The organism is Serratia sp. NCCP-200 (assembly GCF_059697885.1).
Genome location: NZ_BAAKUJ010000002.1, coordinates 209692 through 228513, shown reverse-complemented (window position 1 = coordinate 228513; position 18822 = coordinate 209692). Strand labels below are relative to the sequence as shown.

14 protein-coding genes are annotated in these 18822 nt (G+C 57.2%); 8 read left to right on the top strand and 6 right to left on the bottom strand.

The annotated features are described in order from the left end of the window. Positions 1-159 precede the first annotated feature (159 nt). Positions 160-822 (top strand): quorum sensing response regulator transcription factor QseB, encoded by a 663-nt coding sequence (qseB, locus tag AC6HVW_RS06325; protein WP_021806251.1) that lies wholly within the window; start codon positions 160-162, stop codon positions 820-822. Beyond that, a complete protein-coding gene (qseC, locus tag AC6HVW_RS06320; protein ID WP_071681987.1) occupies positions 819-2204 on the top strand; it encodes a quorum sensing histidine kinase QseC in 1386 nt (461 codons plus the stop codon). Before qseB ends, qseC begins: the two co-directional genes overlap by 4 nt. Here the strand turns inward: qseC and folK are convergent. From folK to thpR, 6 genes are all read right to left on the bottom strand, one after another. Continuing rightward, positions 2189-2683, bottom strand: coding sequence for a 2-amino-4-hydroxy-6-hydroxymethyldihydropteridine diphosphokinase (gene folK / locus AC6HVW_RS06315; protein WP_021179739.1), 495 nt, complete (start codon positions 2681-2683; stop codon positions 2189-2191). The two genes, qseC and folK, sit on opposite strands and share 16 nt — an antisense overlap. Beyond that, entirely contained in the window at positions 2683-3999 is a 1317-nt protein-coding gene (gene pcnB / locus AC6HVW_RS06310; protein WP_024484352.1) for a polynucleotide adenylyltransferase PcnB, read from the bottom strand. The genes folK and pcnB overlap by 1 nt, the downstream gene beginning before the upstream one ends. Before the next feature lie 293 nt (positions 4000-4292). Next, positions 4293-5204 (bottom strand): tRNA glutamyl-Q(34) synthetase GluQRS, encoded by a 912-nt coding sequence (gene gluQRS / locus AC6HVW_RS06305; protein ID WP_071681983.1) that lies wholly within the window; start codon positions 5202-5204, stop codon positions 4293-4295. A gap of 73 nt (positions 5205-5277) precedes the next feature. After that, positions 5278-5733, bottom strand: coding sequence for an RNA polymerase-binding protein DksA (gene dksA / locus AC6HVW_RS06300; RefSeq protein WP_021179742.1), 456 nt, complete (start codon positions 5731-5733; stop codon positions 5278-5280). 207 nt (positions 5734-5940) lie between these two features. Beyond that, complete coding sequence (gene sfsA, locus AC6HVW_RS06295; RefSeq protein ID WP_021806247.1) at positions 5941-6648, bottom strand: DNA/RNA nuclease SfsA; 708 nt, start codon at positions 6646-6648, stop codon at positions 5941-5943. Next, a complete protein-coding gene (gene thpR / locus AC6HVW_RS06290; RefSeq protein WP_186485936.1) occupies positions 6638-7186 on the bottom strand; it encodes an RNA 2',3'-cyclic phosphodiesterase in 549 nt (182 codons plus the stop codon). Before thpR ends, sfsA begins: the two co-directional genes overlap by 11 nt. A 67-nt stretch (positions 7187-7253) precedes the next feature. Between thpR and hrpB the strand changes: the two genes are divergently transcribed. The 6 genes from hrpB to fhuB all read left to right on the top strand — a co-directional run bounded on the left by hrpB (position 7254) and on the right by fhuB (position 18619). After that, positions 7254-9704 (top strand): ATP-dependent helicase HrpB, encoded by a 2451-nt coding sequence (hrpB, locus tag AC6HVW_RS06285; RefSeq protein ID WP_222436255.1) that lies wholly within the window; start codon positions 7254-7256, stop codon positions 9702-9704. Positions 9705-9924: 220 nt separating this feature from the next. After that, a complete protein-coding gene (mrcB, locus tag AC6HVW_RS06280) occupies positions 9925-12426 on the top strand; it encodes a bifunctional glycosyl transferase/transpeptidase (RefSeq protein ID WP_071681979.1) in 2502 nt (833 codons plus the stop codon). A 256-nt stretch (positions 12427-12682) separates the two neighbouring features. After that, entirely contained in the window at positions 12683-14884 is a 2202-nt protein-coding gene (gene fhuA, locus AC6HVW_RS06275; RefSeq protein WP_071681977.1) for a ferrichrome porin FhuA, read from the top strand. Between the two features lie 47 nt (positions 14885-14931). Continuing rightward, positions 14932-15729 (top strand): Fe3+-hydroxamate ABC transporter ATP-binding protein FhuC, encoded by a 798-nt coding sequence (fhuC, locus tag AC6HVW_RS06270; protein WP_071681975.1) that lies wholly within the window; start codon positions 14932-14934, stop codon positions 15727-15729. Beyond that, entirely contained in the window at positions 15729-16634 is a 906-nt protein-coding gene (gene fhuD, locus AC6HVW_RS06265; protein WP_186485934.1) for a Fe(3+)-hydroxamate ABC transporter substrate-binding protein FhuD, read from the top strand. Before fhuC ends, fhuD begins: the two co-directional genes overlap by 1 nt. Continuing rightward, positions 16631-18619 carry a Fe(3+)-hydroxamate ABC transporter permease FhuB gene (fhuB, locus tag AC6HVW_RS06260; protein ID WP_186485933.1) on the top strand — a complete coding sequence of 663 codons (1989 nt, stop codon included), beginning with the start codon at positions 16631-16633 and terminating at the stop codon, positions 18617-18619. Before fhuD ends, fhuB begins: the two co-directional genes overlap by 4 nt. The last annotated feature ends 203 nt before the right edge of the window (positions 18620-18822 follow it).

The following is an 18822-nucleotide window of genomic DNA, read 5'->3' as shown; positions in this document are numbered from 1 at the left end:
AACGTCTCCTGCAGTAACCGCGCGGCCTGGATTTGTAGCACGGTGGTAAAAAGTGTTGTCATTCTACTGTAACCCTTCAGGGGTGGGTAGCTCCGATGCTGATGGTTAAGATGTTCTTAAGAAGCTTATGATGTAATGGTCTGGCCAAAGGGAGAGCGCATGAGAATTCTGTTGATTGAAGACGATAAACTGATCGGTGATGGCATCAAGGCGGGCTTGACCAAGCTGGGATTTACCCTCGACTGGTTCACCGATGGCATCGTCGGTAAGAACGCCCTGGACAGTGCACCTTATGATGCGGTGATCCTCGATCTCAGCTTGCCGGGATTGGACGGGTTGGATTTGCTGCGCCAGTGGCGTCAGGCCGGGCAGGATGTGCCGGTGCTGATCCTGACCGCGCGTGACGCGTTGGAACAGCGTGTCAACGGGTTGCAGAGCGGAGCCGATGACTATCTGTGCAAGCCGTTTGCCCTGACGGAGGTTGCCGCGCGTTTACAGGCGTTGATCCGCCGCCGCCATGGGCAACTGACGCCTCAACTGGTCCACGGCAAGCTGGTGTTTGATGCCGCATCCCGCAGCGTGAGCTGCAACGGTGAGCCCGTGACGTTGACCCCGCGCGAACTGGCGGTGCTGGAACTGTTTCTGCACAACAAGGGGCGCGTGCTGGCACGGCCGCTGATCCAGGAAAAACTGTATAACTGGGATGATGATGTGAGCAGTAACGCGGTGGAGGTTCACATCCATCATCTGCGGCGCAAGCTGGGTAACGGTTTTATCCGCACCGTACATGGCGTGGGTTACACGCTGGGGGATGAGCCGTGAAATCATTGAGTTTGCGGTTGCGGTTGATCCTGATCTTCAGCCTGCTGGCATTGCTGACCTGGTGTTCCGCCAGCGTGGTGGCGTGGATGATGACGCGCCACAATATCAACGAAGTGTTCGACACCCAACAGATGCTGTTTGCCAAACGGCTGGCGACCGCCGATCTGGGGGATTTGCTGGCTAATCAGCAAGTGCGCAGCCTGCCAAAAACCAAGAAGATGCTGAACCACGGCAAACGTGGTGAGCAGGACGATGATGCGTTGGCGTTCGCTATCTTTTCACACGATGGGCGCATGCTGCTCAACGACGGTGAGAACGGTGAGGATTTTCAGTTTGACGGTGAGCGGCAAGGGTTTGTCGATGGCCAACGCAAAGGAGATAGCGACAGCTGGCGCTTGCTATGGCTCACCAGCCCGGATGGACGCTATCGCATTGTGGTCGGCCAGGAATGGGATTATCGGCAGGATATGGCGTTGGGGTTGGTGATGGGGCAGTTGCTACCTTGGCTGGTGACGTTGCCGATCCTGATGTTATTGATCGCCCTGATGGTTGGCCGCGAGCTAAGACCGTTACGTGAGGTGGCCGCCAGCCTGCGTAAACGAGCCCCAGACGACGCTACGCCGCTGAATGCACACCAGGTACCCAGTGAGGTGCGCCCGCTGGTGGAAGCGCTGAATACGCTGTTTACGCGCATTAATAGCCTGCTGGTGCGTGAGCGGCGGTTTACTTCGGATGCAGCCCATGAGTTGCGTAGCCCATTGGCGGCATTGCGGGTGCAGACCGAGGTGGTGCAACTGGCGGGCGACGATGTGCCCATGCGTGAACATGCGGTGAATAACCTGACGGTGGGTATCGATCGAGCCACGCGCCTGGTGGATCAACTGCTCACCTTATCCCGGCTGGACTCACTCGCCGATTTGCACGGTCTGGCCTTGGTCGACTGGAGCCAACTGGTGCCGATGACCTTGGCGGAACTGGATCGACAGGCGCATACCTCCGGGATCACGCTGCGTTACCAGCAGCAGGGCGAACCTCCCGCATTATCCGGCCAGCCGCTGCTGTTATCGCTGTTGGTGCGCAATCTGGTAGACAATGCGGTACGTTATACTCCGGACGGTGGCACGGTAACGGTCACGCTCAGCCAGCGGCAACTGACGGTAGAGGACGACGGTCCTGGCGTCACGGCTGAGCATCTGGAAAGACTGGGTGAGCGCTTTTATCGCCCACCGGGGCAGGAACAGGTGGGAAGCGGACTGGGCTTGTCTATTGTGCAGCGGATTGCCAGCCTGCATGGATTACGTATCAGCTTTGCCAATCGGCAGGAGGGTGGGTTTATCGCGACGTTAACCTTGTCTGGGGGCGGTATTCAAGCCTTGGGCTGATGCCACAGCGTCATGCCGTTTTTTGGCACACGTTGCAGGCACTCCGCCAGGGTTTCACCGTCTGGGAAAACCAGGTCCGGAGCGATATCCGCCAACGGGTAGAGCATAAATTCACGTTGTTTCAGGCCGTAATGGGGAACGGTGAGACGCTCGGTGTCGATCACCAGATCGCCGTACAGCATCATATCCAGATCCAGCGTACGAGGGCCCCAGCGCTCATCTTTACGCACTCGGCCCTGATTACGTTCTATCGCCTGGGTGTGATCGAGTAGCTGTTCCGGTGGCAACTGGGTATCCAGTGCCACCACCGCGTTGAGATAATCCGGCTGGTTCTGTGGCCCCAGCGGTTTGGTGCGGTACAGCGGTGAGCAAACGATCAGGCGGGTGCGTGGAATATGCTCCAACGCCTCCAGCGCGGTATTCACCTGTTGCAAAGGTTGCGCCAGATTGCTACCCAGCGCGATATAAACGCGGATCATTATGCTCCTTCGTTATTTGGAGACCTGCGGCGTGGGCGGCGCTGACGAGCCCGACGCGGTGCCGGATCTTCGCCTAGCGTGCTCAACATGTTTTTCTGGCGGGCCGCGGTGGCCACCTGGAACTCATCCCACCATTCGGCAAGACGCAGCATCTCCGGGTTGTTTTCCACTTCGGCACGCAGTGCCAGCAAATCATACGCCGCACGGAATTTAGGGTGTTCCATCAGCTTGTGCGCACGCTTGCCCTGGCGACGGGACAGGCGTAACTGCAGTTGCCAGATGTCACGTACCAGTGTAGTGATTCGTTTGGGGATTGCCAGTGAACGGCACTCTTCGTCCAGCACATCGTTCATGGCCAAGGCAAAGGCGTCGTAATAGGCCAGACCGCTTTCCTGCGCCAGTTTCTGTGCGTGCTCCAGCAGCGGGTACCACAGCATGGCGGCAAACAGGAACGCCGGGTTGACGCGCTTGTCGTTTTGCAGACGGTGATCGGTATTTTTCAATACCTGCTCCAGAATGCGCTCCATCGGCGTGTCGTGATTTGGTGTGAAGTTGCGCGCAATCAACGGGAACAGCGGCTGGAACAGCTGATATTCACACAGTTTCAGGTAGGTCTGGTAGCCGTAACCCGTTTGCAGCAGCTTCAGCGCCTCTTCAAACAGGCGAGCCGGTGGGATTTCGTGCAGCAGGGAGGCCAGGCGTGGGATAGGCTCGGCGGTTTCTTCGCTGATGGTCATATCCAGCTTGGCGGCAAAGCGCACCGCGCGTAGCATGCGCACCGGATCTTCGCGGTAGCGGGTTTCCGGATCGCCGATCAGGCGTATCACGCCCTGTTGCAGATCGCGCAGGCCCCCAACGTAATCACGCAGGGCAAAGTCGGCTACGCCGTAATACAGGCTGTTGATGGTAAAATCGCGGCGCTGGGCATCGTCTTCGATGGTGCCGAAGATGTTATCGCGCAGCAGCATGCCGTTCTGGGCCTGCTGGGAAGAGTTCTTGTCAGATTCCTGACTCTGCTCGTGGTGGCCACGGAAGGTGGCGACTTCGATGATTTCCGGCCCGAACATCACGTGCGCCAGCCTGAAACGGCGGCCTACCAGGCGGCAGTTGCGGAACAACTTGCGTACCTGCTCTGGGGTGGCGTTGGTGGTAATGTCGAAATCTTTCGGCTTTTTGCCGAGCAACAGATCGCGTACACCGCCGCCGACCAGATAGGCTTCATAGCCGGATTTATTCAGGCGATACAGCACCTTCAGCGCATTTTCGCTGATATCTTTGCGCGAGATCGCATGTTGATCGCGGGGGATAACGGTCATTGAGCGCGTTCCCTCTGCGGCTACAAATGGCGGGCGTTTACGCGGCGCTGGACGGCGGGCAGGTGTCTCCCTGCCGCTCTCGGTAGAGCGCGGTGGCGTTGTGGCTAACGGTTCTGCAGGCGCGCTTTCTTCGCGGACTTGGTTTTTATCGCTGGCCGGCGCATCTTCGCGGGTCAACTTGTCATCGCGGATTAGTACCTTACGGCAGAAATTGGCTACTCGGGTAAAAATGGTACACCTCGATAGTGACGGATAAAAATGGCGCTAACAAAAAAATAGCGGCTAATCATAGCTTACCCCAGCTGTTTTGAGAATGCCGTTGTGTTTTCACTCGGCGGGATCGCTGGCTGACGTGGCACATTTGCCAACTGCCAATGCTCAACCGCCCAGCTCAATAATAATGGCAGATCAAGATCTTGCCAGTTTTCCGGCAGCGGTTGACGCAGAAATTTCAGGGCAGCAACCAGGACCGGCCGCGGATCGCCAGTGGGCAGGGCGGGGGCATGATTTTGCTTCGACAGTTTAATGCCGTTGTTCCCCAGCGCCAGCGGCAAATGCACATAGGCAGGAACCGGTGCCTGCAATTGCTGATACAGCGCAATCTGGCGCACCGTGGGTTCGATCAGATCGGCACCGCGGACGATTTCGGTCACGCCTTGAAAATGATCGTCGATCACCACCGCCAGATTGTAGGCAAACAGGCCATCGCGGCGGCGGATGATGAAATCTTCCTGTGCCAGCGCCGGATCGGCCCGAAGCTCGCCATGCAACCGATCGTGGAAGGCATACACCGGGTTTGATTGACGTAAGCGGATCGCGGCACCCTGCGGGCCAAGCCGTAACTGGCTGCAATGGCCATCGTACAAACCGCCGATCTGCTGGATGCGGCTGCGGGTACAGGTGCAGTAATAGCTGAGATCCTGGCGTTGTAGCCAATCAAGGGTTGCGCGGTAAGCTTCAGAGCGTTGGGATTGATAGATGACCTGGCCGTCCCAGTGGAGACCATAGTGTTCAAGTGCGGATAAGATACGCCCGGCAGCTCCGGCGACTTCGCGCGGAGGGTCGATATCTTCAATACGTACCAGCCATTGCCCGCGTTGAGCACGAGCCTGGAGGTAGCTTCCCAGAGCGGCAATCAGCGAACCGAAATGCAGATCCCCGGAAGGCGATGGGGCAAAGCGCCCCACATAGTGACTTGCTAGCATATCTGAAGGGATTACTTCCCTTAACTCTGTGCGGCGCGCGCTATAGGCACGCGCCGCAGGAGGTAACAACTGCTTAGCCGGCCATCTGCTTTTCGCGGATTTCGGCCAACGTCTTGCAGTCGATGCACAAATCGGCAGTCGGACGCGCTTCAAGGCGACGAATGCCAATCTCCACGCCGCAAGACTCGCAGAAGCCGAAATCATCGTCTTCTACTTTCTTCAGCGTTTTCTCGATCTTTTTGATCAGTTTGCGCTCGCGGTCACGGTTACGCAGTTCAAGGCTGAACTCTTCTTCCTGAGTGGCACGGTCTGCCGGATCGGGGAAGTTGGCTGCCTCTTCTTGCATATGCGACACGGTTCGGTCGACTTCGTCCCTGAGTTGGTTGCGCCATGCTTCAAGGATGCGCCTGAAATGCGTCAACTGGGCGTCGTTCATGTACTCTTCGCCCGGTTTCTCTTGATACGGCTCCACCCCAGCGATGGCGAGAATGCTCAAGGACGAGGTTTTACGGGTTTGCCCTTCTTGCATATTGCTTCTCCTACATACACACGCACTATACCCTTTAATGCTAGTAGGGTATGTCGAATCCCCAATACGGGGGAAAAACAGGCCGCTATAAATAACAGAAGGGAAGATGGATGGCAATTATTCCTGTCGCCTGCTTGACAATGGTGTGAAGGAAGGCGTATTTGGCGAAGCAATATCCGGTTGTCGATTTATTTGTGCCCGGCACCGCTAGCCAATAAAAAACGGTAACTTAGCGCTTAGCGAGATACCGTCAGGTGATAATTTTGCCCCGTAACAAACAACTTCCACTCCCAACTGCTGAACCTGCGCTAGTAGCACCGCATAATGCTCATCTATATGATTTGCTGGGGTGACCCGATCGATGCCGCTGTGTAACACGGCAAAGAACAGCACCGCCCGCTGCCCTTGTTCAACCACGTTTTGCAACTCACGCAGATGCTTCTGTCCTCTCAGCGTTACGGCATCGGGGAAGTAGCCCTGTTGATGTTGCAATAGTGTGACTGACTTAACTTCAATATAGCAGTCAACTCGATTTTCTGCCTGTAATAACAAATCGATACGGCTGTTTTCGCCGCCATATTTCACTTCGCCGGTGATTTTACTGTAACCGGATAATTCACTGATTATATTCTGCTCAATGGCTTCACGAACCAGAGTGTTGGCCCGCAGGGTGTTGACGCAGATCCAGTCGCCAGCCTGGGTATGCGTCAGCTCCCAACTGTGGGCATATTTGCGTTTGGCATTGTCCGAAGTGGAGTACCAAACGGTGTCCCCTGGCGTCGCACAGCCGGTCATGGCGCCGGTGTTGGCGCAGTGCAGGGTAAAGGTTTCACCTTCGGGGGTGATCACATCGGCCAGAAAACGCTTGTAGCGCTTGATGAGCGTGGCCGGTTTTAGCGGTGGGTCAAAAATCATGATTTATCCTGTCGGCGAGTGGCCACTGCGCTAATTCGTGATAGCGGGTGCGGCCTTGTTCAAACGACGATTGGTAGAGTGAGAAATGGCTGGCGTTGAACGGCCAACCCGGCGTGCCAGGAGGAATAGCGACCGGCTGGGTCGCGGCGCGTAATAACGTGATATGGGGATGAAACGGCATCGGGCTTTGATAACAGCCGCTGCGAGCCGCTTGCGAACGCAGCAATTCCGCCAACTGTAACAGCGCGCGTGGGGGGCGTTTGCTGCCCAACCATACCACTCCGGGGCGCGGCCAGTGGCCAAGATCGTCCAGATTGAGGCTAAAACCCGCCTGTGTGATACGCCCGGCCTGCGTTTTTAGTGCCTGTTCTTTCTGTGCGCTGACCTCGCCGAGAAAGGCCAGCGTCAGATGCAGATTGGCGGCGGCCACCGGGCGGCCATCTTCGGGTTTGAATGCTTCGGCCCGCCAGCGGATCACCTGCTGCTGCAAGGTATCGGGTAGCGACAACGCAAAGAACAGGCGGCGCGAACTGGACATAGTACCCCGGTAAATGAATGAAACACGGGGCGTAATGCTACAATGTGCGCCGTCCATTAACTACCCCATGGAGAGTTTTGTGTCCTCATTGCCCGTCAGCGCGGTTCTTGATGAGCTGCTCGCCGCACTGCAATCTGCCCCTCAGGTGTTGTTGCATGCCCCCACCGGTGCCGGGAAATCCACCTGGCTGCCGTTGCAGATCCTGGCAAAAGCCGGGCTGCCGGGGCGTATCATCATGCTGGAGCCACGGCGGCTGGCGGCAAAAAACGTCGCTTATCGCTTGGCGCAACAGTTGGGTGAAGAACCGGGCCAAACCGTGGGCTATCGCATGCGTGCCGAAAGCAAAAGCGGGCCACAGACACGGCTGGAGGTGGTGACCGAGGGCATTCTCACCCGCATGTTGCAACAGGACGCCGAACTGCAGGGCGTCTCGCTGATTATTCTTGATGAATTCCACGAGCGTAGTTTACAGGCCGATCTGGCCTTGGCACTGTTGCTGGATGTGCAACAGGGCCTGCGTGACGATCTGAAACTGCTGATCATGTCGGCGACGCTGGATAATGCACGGCTGTCGCAACTGCTGCCGCAAGCGCCGGTGGTGGTGTCGGAAGGGCGCAGCTACCCGGTTGAACGGCAGTACCAGCCATTACCTAGTCACCAACGGCTGGAGGATGGCGTTGCCTCGGCGGTGAAACGCCTGTTGGCTGAGCAATCAGGTTCGCTGTTGTTATTCCTGCCCGGCGTGGCGGAGATTAACCGCGTGCAGGAACGGCTCATTGGCGAAGTGCCAGCGGATACCGATCTCTGCCCGCTGTATGGCGCATTGCCGTTGGCACAGCAGCAAAAGGCGATCCAACCGGCGCAGCACGGGCGGCGTAAAGTGGTGTTGGCGACCAATATTGCGGAAACCAGTTTGACCATTGAAGGCATCCGCCTGGTCGTCGACAGCGGGCTGGAGCGCGTAGCGCGTTATGACGTCCGTAATGGCCTGACGCGATTGGTCACCCAGCGTATCAGCCAGGCTTCGATGATCCAACGCGCCGGGCGTGCCGGGCGTTTGGAGCCTGGAATTTGCTGGCATCTGTTTGCCAAAGAGCAGGCGGAGCGCGCTGCAGAACATGCTGAACCGGAGATCCTGCAAAGCGATCTGGCCAGCTTCTGGCTGGAACTGCTGCAATGGGGCTGTGTGGATGTGGATCAACTCACTTGGCTCGATCGGCCGCCGTTGGCTGCATTAGCTGCCGCTCGCCGTTTATTGCATACCCTGGCAGCTATCGATGACGGCGAGAAGCTCACAACCATTGGTCGCCAAATGGCCGGGTTGGGGTGTGAACCCAGACTGGCGGCTATGCTGTGCGCCGGTGCCAAGATGGGACCCGATGGATTAGCCACGGCGGCGATGTTGGCCGCTTTGCTGGAGGAACCGCCACGCAGCGGGCAGATGGATATCGGCTATTGGCTAAGCCGTCCACAGCCGCATTGGCAACGTCGGGCGGCGCAACTGAGTAAGCGCTTACCGCAGAAAAGTGGGCAGATTGATGCCGATCTGGCCGCTCCTCTGTTAGCGCAGGCTTTTGCCGATCGTATCGCCCAACGGCGCGGGCAGGATGGGCGCTATCTGTTGGCCAATGGTTTGGGCGCAGCGATGGATCAGGACGAAGCGCTCTCCAGGGCTCCCTGGTTGATTATTCCCAGCCTGTTGCAAGGCCATAACAGCCCGGATGCCCGTATCCTGCTGGCGTTACCGATTGAAATTGATGCGTTGGTCGCTCGGTTGCCCGAGATTGTCAGCAGCCAGACCGCCGTCGAGTGGGATGAAGAAAAGGGCACCCTGCGGGCCTGGAAGCGCCAACAGATTGGCCGCTTGACGCTGCGGGCTCAGCCGCTGGCCAAGCCGGCGGAAGAGGAACTGCAACAGGCACTGATTAATTGGGTCCGCGCCCAGGGATTGGCAGTGCTTAACTGGGACACCGCTGCCGAACAGTTGCGCCTGCGTTTACACTGTGCCCAGCGTTGGTTGCCAGAGGCTGACTGGCCGCCGGTGGATGACGAGACGATGCTCGACACCCTGGAGAGCTGGTTGCTACCGTCATTGAGCGGCGTTCGCGATCTGCGCGGATTAAAGCAGGTCAATATCGCTGAAGCCTTGGCCCGCCGGTTAAACTGGCAGCAAAAGCAACGGCTGGATAATGCTCTGCCAACTCATTATGCTGTGCCGACTGGTAGCCGCTTGCCGATCCGCTACGATGCCGATAAACCGCCGGTATTGGCAGTGCGTTTACAGGAGATGTTTGGTGAACAGCGTAGCCCAACGTTGGCTGAGGGTCGCATCCCGGTGGTGCTTGAGTTACTCTCTCCGGCGCACCGGCCATTGCAGATCACCGGCGATCTGGCCGCCTTCTGGCAAGGGGCGTACCGCGAGGTGCAAAAGGAGATGAAGGGGCGTTATCCCAAGCACGTATGGCCAGACGATCCGGCCAATACCGCCCCCACCAGGCGCACCAAGAAATACCAGTAACGAATTCAGATGTTTCTTCTGTTCAGCCAGATGGCTTAGGGACAGATTAAGCGACAAAATAACGGACCCGTCGTCTTTCAAGCTGCAGCGTTGTTACCTGCACTATCTCACCCCAGTCACTTACCCAAAAGTAAGCTCCTGGGGATGAGATAGTTTGTCGCCTAGCCGCAGCTTGAAATCCATAGGGTATAAATTGCAGCAAGCGTGGAGAAGAACCGCAATGGCTGGGGATGACCGCGAGCCCATCGGGCGCAAAGGCAAACAACCAAAACGTAATCAGCCGCGTAAAGCGGCGCGTCGTCACCGTGACGACGATTATGAAGAAGACGAGTATCAGGATGAGTATGACGATGATGAGTACGATGACGACGAAGAGGAACAACGCATGCCGCCCAAGGTAAAAGCGAAGTCGCCGCGTAAAAAGCGCCGTTGGCTCGGCTTGCTGATAAAACTGTTCCTGGTGATTGCGGTGCTGCTGGCGATCTACGGGGTTTATCTGGATTCCCAGATCCGTAGCCGCATCGATGGCAAAGTCTGGCAGTTACCGGCGGCGGTGTATGGCCGCATGGTTAACCTCGAGCCGGGCATGCCGTATAGCAAAAAGGAAATGGTCGCCCTGCTGGAAGGGATGCAATATCGCCAGGTCAGCCGTATGACCCGGCCAGGGGAGTTTACCGTGCAGGCCAACAGCATCGAGATGCTGCGCCGCCCGTTTGATTTCCCGGATGGCAAAGAAGGCCAGATCCACGCCCGCCTCGATTTCCAAAACAATAGTCTGGCGAAAATCGTCAACATGGAAAATCAGCGTAACTTTGGCTTCTTCCGCCTCGATCCGCGCCTGATCACCATGCTGCAATCGCCGAATGGCGAGCAACGCCTGTTTGTGCCGCGCTCTGGTTTCCCAGATCTGCTGGTCGACACGCTGATCGCTACCGAAGACCGTCATTTCTACGAGCATGATGGTATCAGCTTCTACTCCATTGGCCGTGCCGTGGTGGCCAACCTGACCGCCGGGCGTGCGGTGCAGGGCGGCAGTACCTTGACTCAGCAACTGGTAAAAAACCTGTTCCTGACCAACGAGCGTTCGCTGTGGCGTAAGCTTAACGAAGCCTACATGGCCTTGCTGGTGGATTACCGTTATAGCAAAGACCGTATTCTGGAACTGTATCTGAACGAGGTGTATCTCGGCCAGAGCGGCAGCGATCAGATCCGTGGCTTTCCGTTGGCCAGCCTGTACTACTTTGGTCGCCCGGTCGATGAACTGAGTCTGGATCAACAGGCGCTGCTGGTGGGCATGGTAAAAGGGGCCTCGCTGTATAATCCTTGGCGTAACCCAAAGTTGGCGCTGGAGCGCCGTAACCTGGTGCTCAAGCTGTTACAGAACCAGGGAGTGATCGATGCTGAGCTGTATAACATGCTGAGCGCTCGCCCGCTGGGCGTACAGCCGAAAGGTGGGGTGATTTCACCGCAGCCTGCGTTTATGCAGTTGGTGCGCCAGGAGTTGCAGGCCAAGCTGGGTGACAAGGTTAACGATCTTTCCGGCGTGAAGATCTTCACTACGCTGGATCCGGTTTCACAGGATGCGGCCGAGAAAGCGGTGGAAGACGGTATCCCGGCGCTGCGTGCGGCGCGTCATCTGAACGATCTGGAAGCGGCGATGGTGATTGTCGATCGCTTTACCGGAGAGGTCCGTGCCATGGTGGGCGGTGCCGATCCTCAGTTTGCCGGCTTTAACCGTGCGCTGCAGGCGCGCCGTTTGGTAGGGTCACTGGCCAAGCCGCCAACCTATCTGACCGCGCTGTCGGAACCGGATAAGTATCGGCTCAATACCTGGCTGGCGGATCAGCCGTTGTCGATCAAACTGCCGAACGGCAGCTCGTGGCAGCCGAATAACTACGATCGCCAGTTCCGTGGTCGGGTGATGCTGGTGGATGCGTTGGCCAACTCGCTCAACGTGCCAACGGTCAATCTGGGCATGTCGGTGGGGTTGGATCAAATTAGCGCTACCCTGCAAAAGTTGGGTATTCCTAAATCGGCGATCACTCCGGTGCCTTCCATGTTGCTGGGGGCCATCGGCCTGACGCCGATGGAAGTGGCACAGGAATACCAGACCATCGCCAGCGGGGGTAACCGTGCGCCGCTGTCTGCCGTGCGTTCGGTGATTGCGGAAGACGGTACAGCGTTGTATCAGAGCTTCCCGCAGGCGGAACGTATGGTGCCAGCGCAGGCGGCTTACCTGACGCTGTATGCTATGCAGCAGGGTGTGGCGCGCGGGACTTCCCGTTCGCTGTCGGTCAAGTTCCCTAATTACAACCTGGCCGCTAAAACCGGTACCACTAACGATCTGCGTGACAGTTGGTTTGCCGGTATCGACGGTAAGGAAGTGGCGATTGCCTGGGTAGGGCGTGACAATAACGGCCCGGCCAAACTGACGGGTGCAAATGGTGCTTTGACGCTGTATCGCCGCTATCTGGAAAACCAGACGCCGCTGGTGCTGAAGCTGCAACAACCGGAAGGCATTAGCCAGATGGGTATTGATTCTGCCGGTAACTTTATCTGTGGTGGCGGCAGTTGGCGCACCATCCCGGTTTGGACTGAAAACCCGCAAGGGCTATGTCAGGCAAGCCAGGCCGAGCAGCAACAAACTCAACAGCAGCAAGCCGGCGAACAGAAAGATGCCGACGGCGTTGCTGGCTGGATAAAAGATATGTTTGGCAAATAAACCCCAGCCGTCATGTTAAGCATATTTATTATTTGATTTTACCGTGTTATCAAGCCCGTAGCGTTCTGTTACGGGCTTTCCTTTCTTTGTTGTCGGTTTTATTTCCACGCTGTTAATGCGGTTACCACGCCAATCCCATAGCTTTTTTACGGCCGAAATACGCTTGCAGTTCCGCTAGCCTTCTGCATAAAATGCCGCGCTTATAATAATTATTATCGTTCACATTCGTTATCAAACCACATCAGAGAAACCAGACATGCCGACCAAGCGTCATTCCTCATCACCGGCCAAATCAGGCTTGTTCCCCGTCAGCGTTTTGGCTGCCACGATCGCGGCTACGCTAACCTTGCCTGCGGTTGCAGCTCAGACGACGGCTGCCGAGGATGCCGATACTATTACGGTGGTAGGGGGCGGCAGCGGTGGTGCTTCACAGGAAAGCGCCTGGGGCCCAGTTGGCACCATCGTGGCGAAACGCAGCGCGACCGGTACCAAAACGGATACGCCGCTGGTGAAGACCCCTCAATCGGTGTCTGTGGTCACGCGTGAACAAATGGACGTTATGCAGCCTTCCTCGGTGAAAGAAGCGTTAGGCTTCACCCCTGGTGTAATGGTGGGCAGCCGTGGTAGTTCGAACGTCTATGATGCGGTTTATATTCGTGGTTTTGGCTCGGTCAACCAGAATATCTATCTGGACGGTTTGAAGCTGCAAGGCGACTATTTTAACGAAGCGGTAATCGATCCTTATTTCCTGGAGCGGGCCGAAGTGCTGCGCGGGCCTTCTTCCGTGCTTTACGGTAAAAGCAGCCCTGGTGGGATTATTTCGCTGATCAGCAAGCGCCCAACCACGGAACCGCTGAAAGAAATCCAATTTAAAATGGGGACAGATAACCTGTTCCAGACTGGCTTTGATTTCAGCAATGCGTTGGATGATGACGGCAAGTATTCCTTCCGCCTGACCGGTTTGGCCAAAGACGCAGACGCTCAGCAGGAGATGGCCAAGGAAAAACGCTATACCATTGCGCCTTCATTCAGTTGGCAGCCCGATGAGCATACCAACCTGACGCTGTACTCTTACCTGCAAAACGATCCTAACCTCGGCTACTACGGCTGGTTGCCGATGCAGGGAACGGTGGTCAACGCGCCTTACGGCAAGCTGCCAACCAGCTTCAACGAAGGCGAAAAGAGTAACTTCTATTCGCGCCAGACGCGGATGTTTGGTTACAGCTTCTCTCATGATTTCGATGATACCTGGGCCGTACGCCAGAACCTGCGTTATATGCAGCTGCATACCAACCAGAACAATATTTATGGCACTGGCGTAAACGCCGACAACACGACTCTGAACCGTAACTATATCGCTTCGGATGAGCGCCTGAATAACTTCAGCGTCGATACCCAGGGCCAGGCCAAGTTTGCTACTGGCCGCGTGGATCATACGCTGCTGGCCGGCGTAGACTTTATGCGCATGAGCAACGATATTCAGGGCGGCTGGGGCGTGGCCAGTCCACTGGATCTGGCCAACCCGCAGTTTGGGAATTATACCAAGGGGGCGTTAAATCCAACCAGTAAGGTCAATGGCCAACGGCAGGTGGGCATTTACCTGCAGGAACAGGCCGAGTGGAACCAATGGATCCTGACTGCCGGTACACGTTACGACTGGGCTAAGAGCACCGTTGAAGATCGCACCGACATGGCAACGGTTCCTTATAGCGAGCAGAAAGACCACCAGTCTACCAATCGCATCGGCCTGAACTATCTGTTCGACAACGGCATCTCGCCGTATGTCAGCTACGCGCAATCCTTCGAGCCGAACGTGGGCGCAGGTTATGACGGCAAAGCCTTCGTTCCTTCCAAAGGCGAACAGTATGAAGCTGGCGTGAAATACATGCCAAAAGATCGCCCTGTCTCTGCCACCATTGCCATCTACCAACTGACCAAGTCAAATAACCTGGTCACGGATGTTGAGCATGCCGATAAAGGTTGGTTCCAGCAGCAAACTGGGGAGATCCGCTCTCGCGGCGTAGAGTTGGAAGGCAAAGCGGCGCTGACGGCTAACGTCAACCTGCTGGCGTCCTATACCTATACCGATGCTGAATACACCGAAGACACCACCAACCAGGGCAATACGCCGGCGATCATTCCTAAGCATATGGCCTCGCTGTGGGGAGATTATACCTTCCATGAAACCGCATTGAGTGGTCTGACGCTGGGCGCGGGTGTGCGTTATACCGGCTCAACCTATGGTGACGAAGCCAACACCTTCAAAGTGCCGGACTACACCGTGTGGAATACCGTGATCAAGTATGATTTGGCGCGCTTCAACCTGCCTGGTTCTTCCGTTGCGCTTAACGTTAACAACCTGTTTGATAAAGAGTATGTCTCTAGCTGTTTCGCCACCTATGGCTGTTTCTGGGGTGCAGAACGTCAAGTGGTCGCCACGGCAACCTTCAGTTTCTAATCGGCTAACGGGAGCGGCCTTTGGTCGCTCCCTGCCAAGCAGGGCCTATGCAGGATAAACACCTTAATCGCGATGCTACGTTCCAGCTCGACCGTGTTAGCTTTGCCGTGCCAGGGCGGGTGTTGTTACAGCCGCTGTCATTGGTCTTTCCTCAAGGCAAAGTGTGTGGATTGATTGGCCATAATGGCTCCGGCAAATCCACGCTGCTGAAAATCCTCGGTCGCCACCAAAATCCTACCTCCGGCCTGGCGCTGCTTAACGGGCAACCGCTGGGCCAATGGGACAGCAAAGCCTTTGCTCGCCAAGTAGCCTATCTGCCGCAGCAATTGCCCGCAGCAGAAGGGATGACGGTGCGCGAACTGGTCGCCATCGGGCGCTACCCGTGGCACGGCGCGTTAGGCCGTTTCAAGGCTGGCGATCGCGAGCTGGTAGAAGAGGCAATCGGGCTGGTGGGGCTCAAACCCTTTGCCAACCGCCTGGTAGACAGCCTCTCCGGCGGTGAACGTCAACGGGCCTGGCTGGCGATGATGGTCGCGCAGGATAGCCGTTGTTTGTTGCTGGATGAGCCGACCTCGGCGTTGGATATTGCCCATCAGGTTGAAGTGCTGGCGTTGATCCAACGCCTGAGCCATGAGCGCGGCCTGACGGTGATTGCAGTGCTGCATGACATCAACATGGCAGCTCGTTATTGCGACCATCTGGTGGCGTTACGCGGCGGTGAAATGATTGCCCAGGGGTCATCGCTCGAACTGATGCAAGGGCCGGTGCTGGAACAGATCTATGGCATCCCGATGGGCATATTGCCGCATCCAAGTGGCGGTGCACCAGTGAGCTTCGTGTATTAATGCCTACCTCTGCCGATTTTCATCATGACCCGCTGCGCAGGCGTTTATTAACGGCGATGGCATTATCGCCTCTGTTGTTCTCTTTACCGTCGCGAGCGACAGGTTTGCCCGATATCACCCGTATCGCGGCATTGGAGTGGCTACCGGTCGAGCTGTTGATCGCACTGGGCGTGATGCCGCAGGCGGTGGCCGATATCCACAACTACAACCTGTGGGTACAAGATCCTCGGTTGCCGGACTCGGTGATCGACGTCGGTCAACGTACCGAACCTAATCTGGAGCTGTTACAACAGCTGAAACCTTCTCTGATCCTGCTTTCCAAAGGCTATGGCCCTACGCCACAAAAACTGCAGCCTATCGGCCCGACCATGGAGTTTGGTTTTAACGACGGCAGCGGTAGACCGCTCACCGTGGGCAAAAACTCGTTGCTGCAATTGGCACAGCGGATAGGTCTGGAAGCGCGGGCTACCCAGCATCTGCAACAGTTTGATGCGTTTATGCGGGAGGCGCGTAACCGCCTGGCGGGGTATCGGCAACAGCCGCTGCTGCTGTTTTCTTTGCTCGATCCTCGGCACGTGTTGGTGATCGGCCAGAAGAGCCTGTTTCAGGAAGTGATGGATCAGCTAGGCATCGAGAATGCCTGGCAGGGGGAAACCAACTTCTGGGGGACCTCGGTGGTGGGGATCGAACGTCTGGCGGCAATAAAAAATGCGCGAGCGATTTATCTCGATCACGGTAATCAAGCCATGATGGATAAGGTCAGCAAGACGCCGTTGTGGCAGGCCTTACCGTTTATCCGCCAGGGCCAACTGCGGCAGGTGCCAGCGGTGTGGTTCTACGGCGCCACGCTGTCGGCCATGCGTTTTTGCCGCTTGCTGGAGCAGGCGCAGGAGACCCGCTCATGAGTGCACGCCTGCGTATCTTGCCGATAGCGCTGATTCTGTTATTGCTGGCCGCAGCGGGTAGCCTGACGCTCTTCAACCTGCTGCATCAACTGCCGTGGAGCCAGTGGTCGCAGGCGTTGGTTCAGCCAGATATCGACAATGTCGATCAGATGCTGTTCCACTACAGCCTGTTGCCACGCCTGTCAGTGTCGTTGCTGGTGGGGGCCGGACTGGGATTGGTCGGCGTACTGTTTCAGCAGGTATTACGCAATCCTTTGGCGGAACCTGCCACGCTCGGCGTGGCTGCCGGAGCTCAGCTAGGCTTGACGATTGCTACGCTTTGGATGCTGCCAGGGGGCGAATTGACCCGACAGCTGGCGGCGATGGTTGGTGCCATTGTGGTCGGCGGGCTGGTGTTCGGCGTTGCCTGGGGCAAACGGATGTCGCCCGTGACGTTGATTCTGGCCGGTCTGGTACTTGGGCTGTACTGCGGGGCGGTCAATAGCCTGCTGGCGTTGTTCAATTACGATCGGTTGCAAGGCCTGTTCCTGTGGAGCACCGGTGCGCTAAATCAGCAGGATTGGGGGACGGTGCAGTTTATCCTGCCGCGCTTGCTGTTGGTTGCAGTGCTAGCCGCGTTATTGATCCGCCCATTAACGCTGTTAGGGTTGGACGACGGAGTGGCACGTAATCTGGGCCTGGGCCTGGCAATGTCGCGCTTTGCCGCGTTGGCGGTGGCGATTGTGTTCAGCGCCATGTTGGTCAATGCGGTTGGCGTGATCGGTTTTATCGGCCTATTTGCCCCGTTGATGGCCAAGATGCTGGGAGCTCGCCGTTTGGCCCACCGCATGATGTTGGCTCCACTATTGGGGGCATTGCTGCTGTGGTTGACCGATCAGGTGATGATCTGGCTGACGTTGGTATGGCGTGAAATCCCGACCGGTGCGGCGACAGCACTGATTGGTGCGCCGTTGCTGCTTTGGTTGTTACCACGCTTACGCAGCAGCGCAACCCCTCCGCCGATGGATTTGGGCGACAAAGTGCCTGTCGAACGTGGCAACTTGCCGATATGGATCCTGCTAGGGAGCGTTTTACTATTGGCCGGGATTGCGGTGGCGCTGATGTTTGGGCAAAACCCCCACGGCTGGCACTGGAGCGTAGGCGGTGAATTACAGGCGCTGATGCCTTGGCGCTGGCCACGAGTGGTTTCTGCCCTGGCGGCAGGGATGATGCTGGCGGTAGCCGGAACGCTGATCCAGAAACTGACCGGTAACCCGATGTCCAGCCCGGAAGTGCTGGGGATCAGTTCCGGCGCGGCTTTCGGCGTGGTGATGATGCTGTTTATCGTCCCTGGTGATGCTTTTATGTGGCTGTTACCCGCCGGGAGTCTGGGTGCGGCGGCTACGCTGTTGATCATCATGATTGCGGCTGGGCGCGGCGGATTCTCTACCGAACGCATGCTGTTGGCGGGGATCGCCCTCAGCACCGCCTTTAGCACGACCATTTTCCTGCTGTTGGCCAGTGGTGATCCCCGTATGGGGGGGCTGTTGGTGTGGCTCTCCGGCTCTACCTACTCGGTAGATGCCCCGCAGGCAATACGTACGGCGGCGATTGCTGGCGTGTTGATAGTGTTGGCCCCACTGTGCAGACGTTGGCTGACAATTCTGCCGTTGGGCGGCGCTACAGCACGTTCCGTAGGGATTGCTCTGACGCCGACCAGGCTGAGCATTTTGCTGCTGGCGGCAACGCTGACGGCGATGGCGACGCTAACCGTCGGGCCGCTGAGTTTTATTGGCCTGATGGCACCGCATATGGCCCGCATGTTGGGATTCCGCCGGGCGCAGCCCCAGATGGTGATTGCTGCGCTGCTAGGCGGCCTGCTGATGGTGTTTGCGGACTGGTGTGGCCGGATGGTGATGTTCCCTTACCAAATCCCCGCAGGGCTGCTGGCGACCTTTATTGGCGCGCCGTACTTTGTCTATCTGCTGCGTAAGCAAACTTCGTAGACTATCTCGGGTTCCCACCTTTGCCACCAAGGGCTCAGCATTGCTGGGCCCTTGGTTTTTTCAGGCCGTTACAATGCATTGCGTGGCACTGCGCAAAGTTGGTATTTAGCCGTGAAACAGCCGCCAGTCGGGCCGGAGAGGTGAATATACTGCGGGTGGGTGCTCTGGATCTTTGTATCTGGAGCCTGAGCGAAAGGTACAAA

Excerpts from the sequence above, each read along its gene's own strand:
- thpR (WP_186485936.1), bottom strand. The coding sequence starts at position 7,186 with ATGTCCAGTTCGCGCCGCCTGTTCTTTGCGTTGTCGCTACCCGATACC.
- sfsA (WP_021806247.1), bottom strand. The coding sequence starts at position 6,648 with ATGATTTTTGACCCACCGCTAAAACCGGCCACGCTCATCAAGCGCTAC.
- mrcB (WP_071681979.1), top strand. The coding sequence starts at position 9,925 with ATGGCTGGGGATGACCGCGAGCCCATCGGGCGCAAAGGCAAACAACCA.
- folK (WP_021179739.1), bottom strand. The coding sequence starts at position 2,683 with ATGATCCGCGTTTATATCGCGCTGGGTAGCAATCTGGCGCAACCTTTG.
- fhuB (WP_186485933.1), top strand. The coding sequence starts at position 16,631 with ATGAGTGCACGCCTGCGTATCTTGCCGATAGCGCTGATTCTGTTATTG.
- pcnB (WP_024484352.1), bottom strand. The coding sequence starts at position 3,999 with ATGACCGTTATCCCCCGCGATCAACATGCGATCTCGCGCAAAGATATC.
- fhuD (WP_186485934.1), top strand. The coding sequence starts at position 15,729 with ATGCCTACCTCTGCCGATTTTCATCATGACCCGCTGCGCAGGCGTTTA.
- gluQRS (WP_071681983.1), bottom strand. The coding sequence starts at position 5,204 with ATGCTAGCAAGTCACTATGTGGGGCGCTTTGCCCCATCGCCTTCCGGG.
- fhuC (WP_071681975.1), top strand. The coding sequence starts at position 14,932 with ATGCAGGATAAACACCTTAATCGCGATGCTACGTTCCAGCTCGACCGT.
- hrpB (WP_222436255.1), top strand. The coding sequence starts at position 7,254 with ATGGAGAGTTTTGTGTCCTCATTGCCCGTCAGCGCGGTTCTTGATGAG.
- qseB (WP_021806251.1), top strand. The coding sequence starts at position 160 with ATGAGAATTCTGTTGATTGAAGACGATAAACTGATCGGTGATGGCATC.
- dksA (WP_021179742.1), bottom strand. The coding sequence starts at position 5,733 with ATGCAAGAAGGGCAAACCCGTAAAACCTCGTCCTTGAGCATTCTCGCC.
- fhuA (WP_071681977.1), top strand. The coding sequence starts at position 12,683 with ATGCCGACCAAGCGTCATTCCTCATCACCGGCCAAATCAGGCTTGTTC.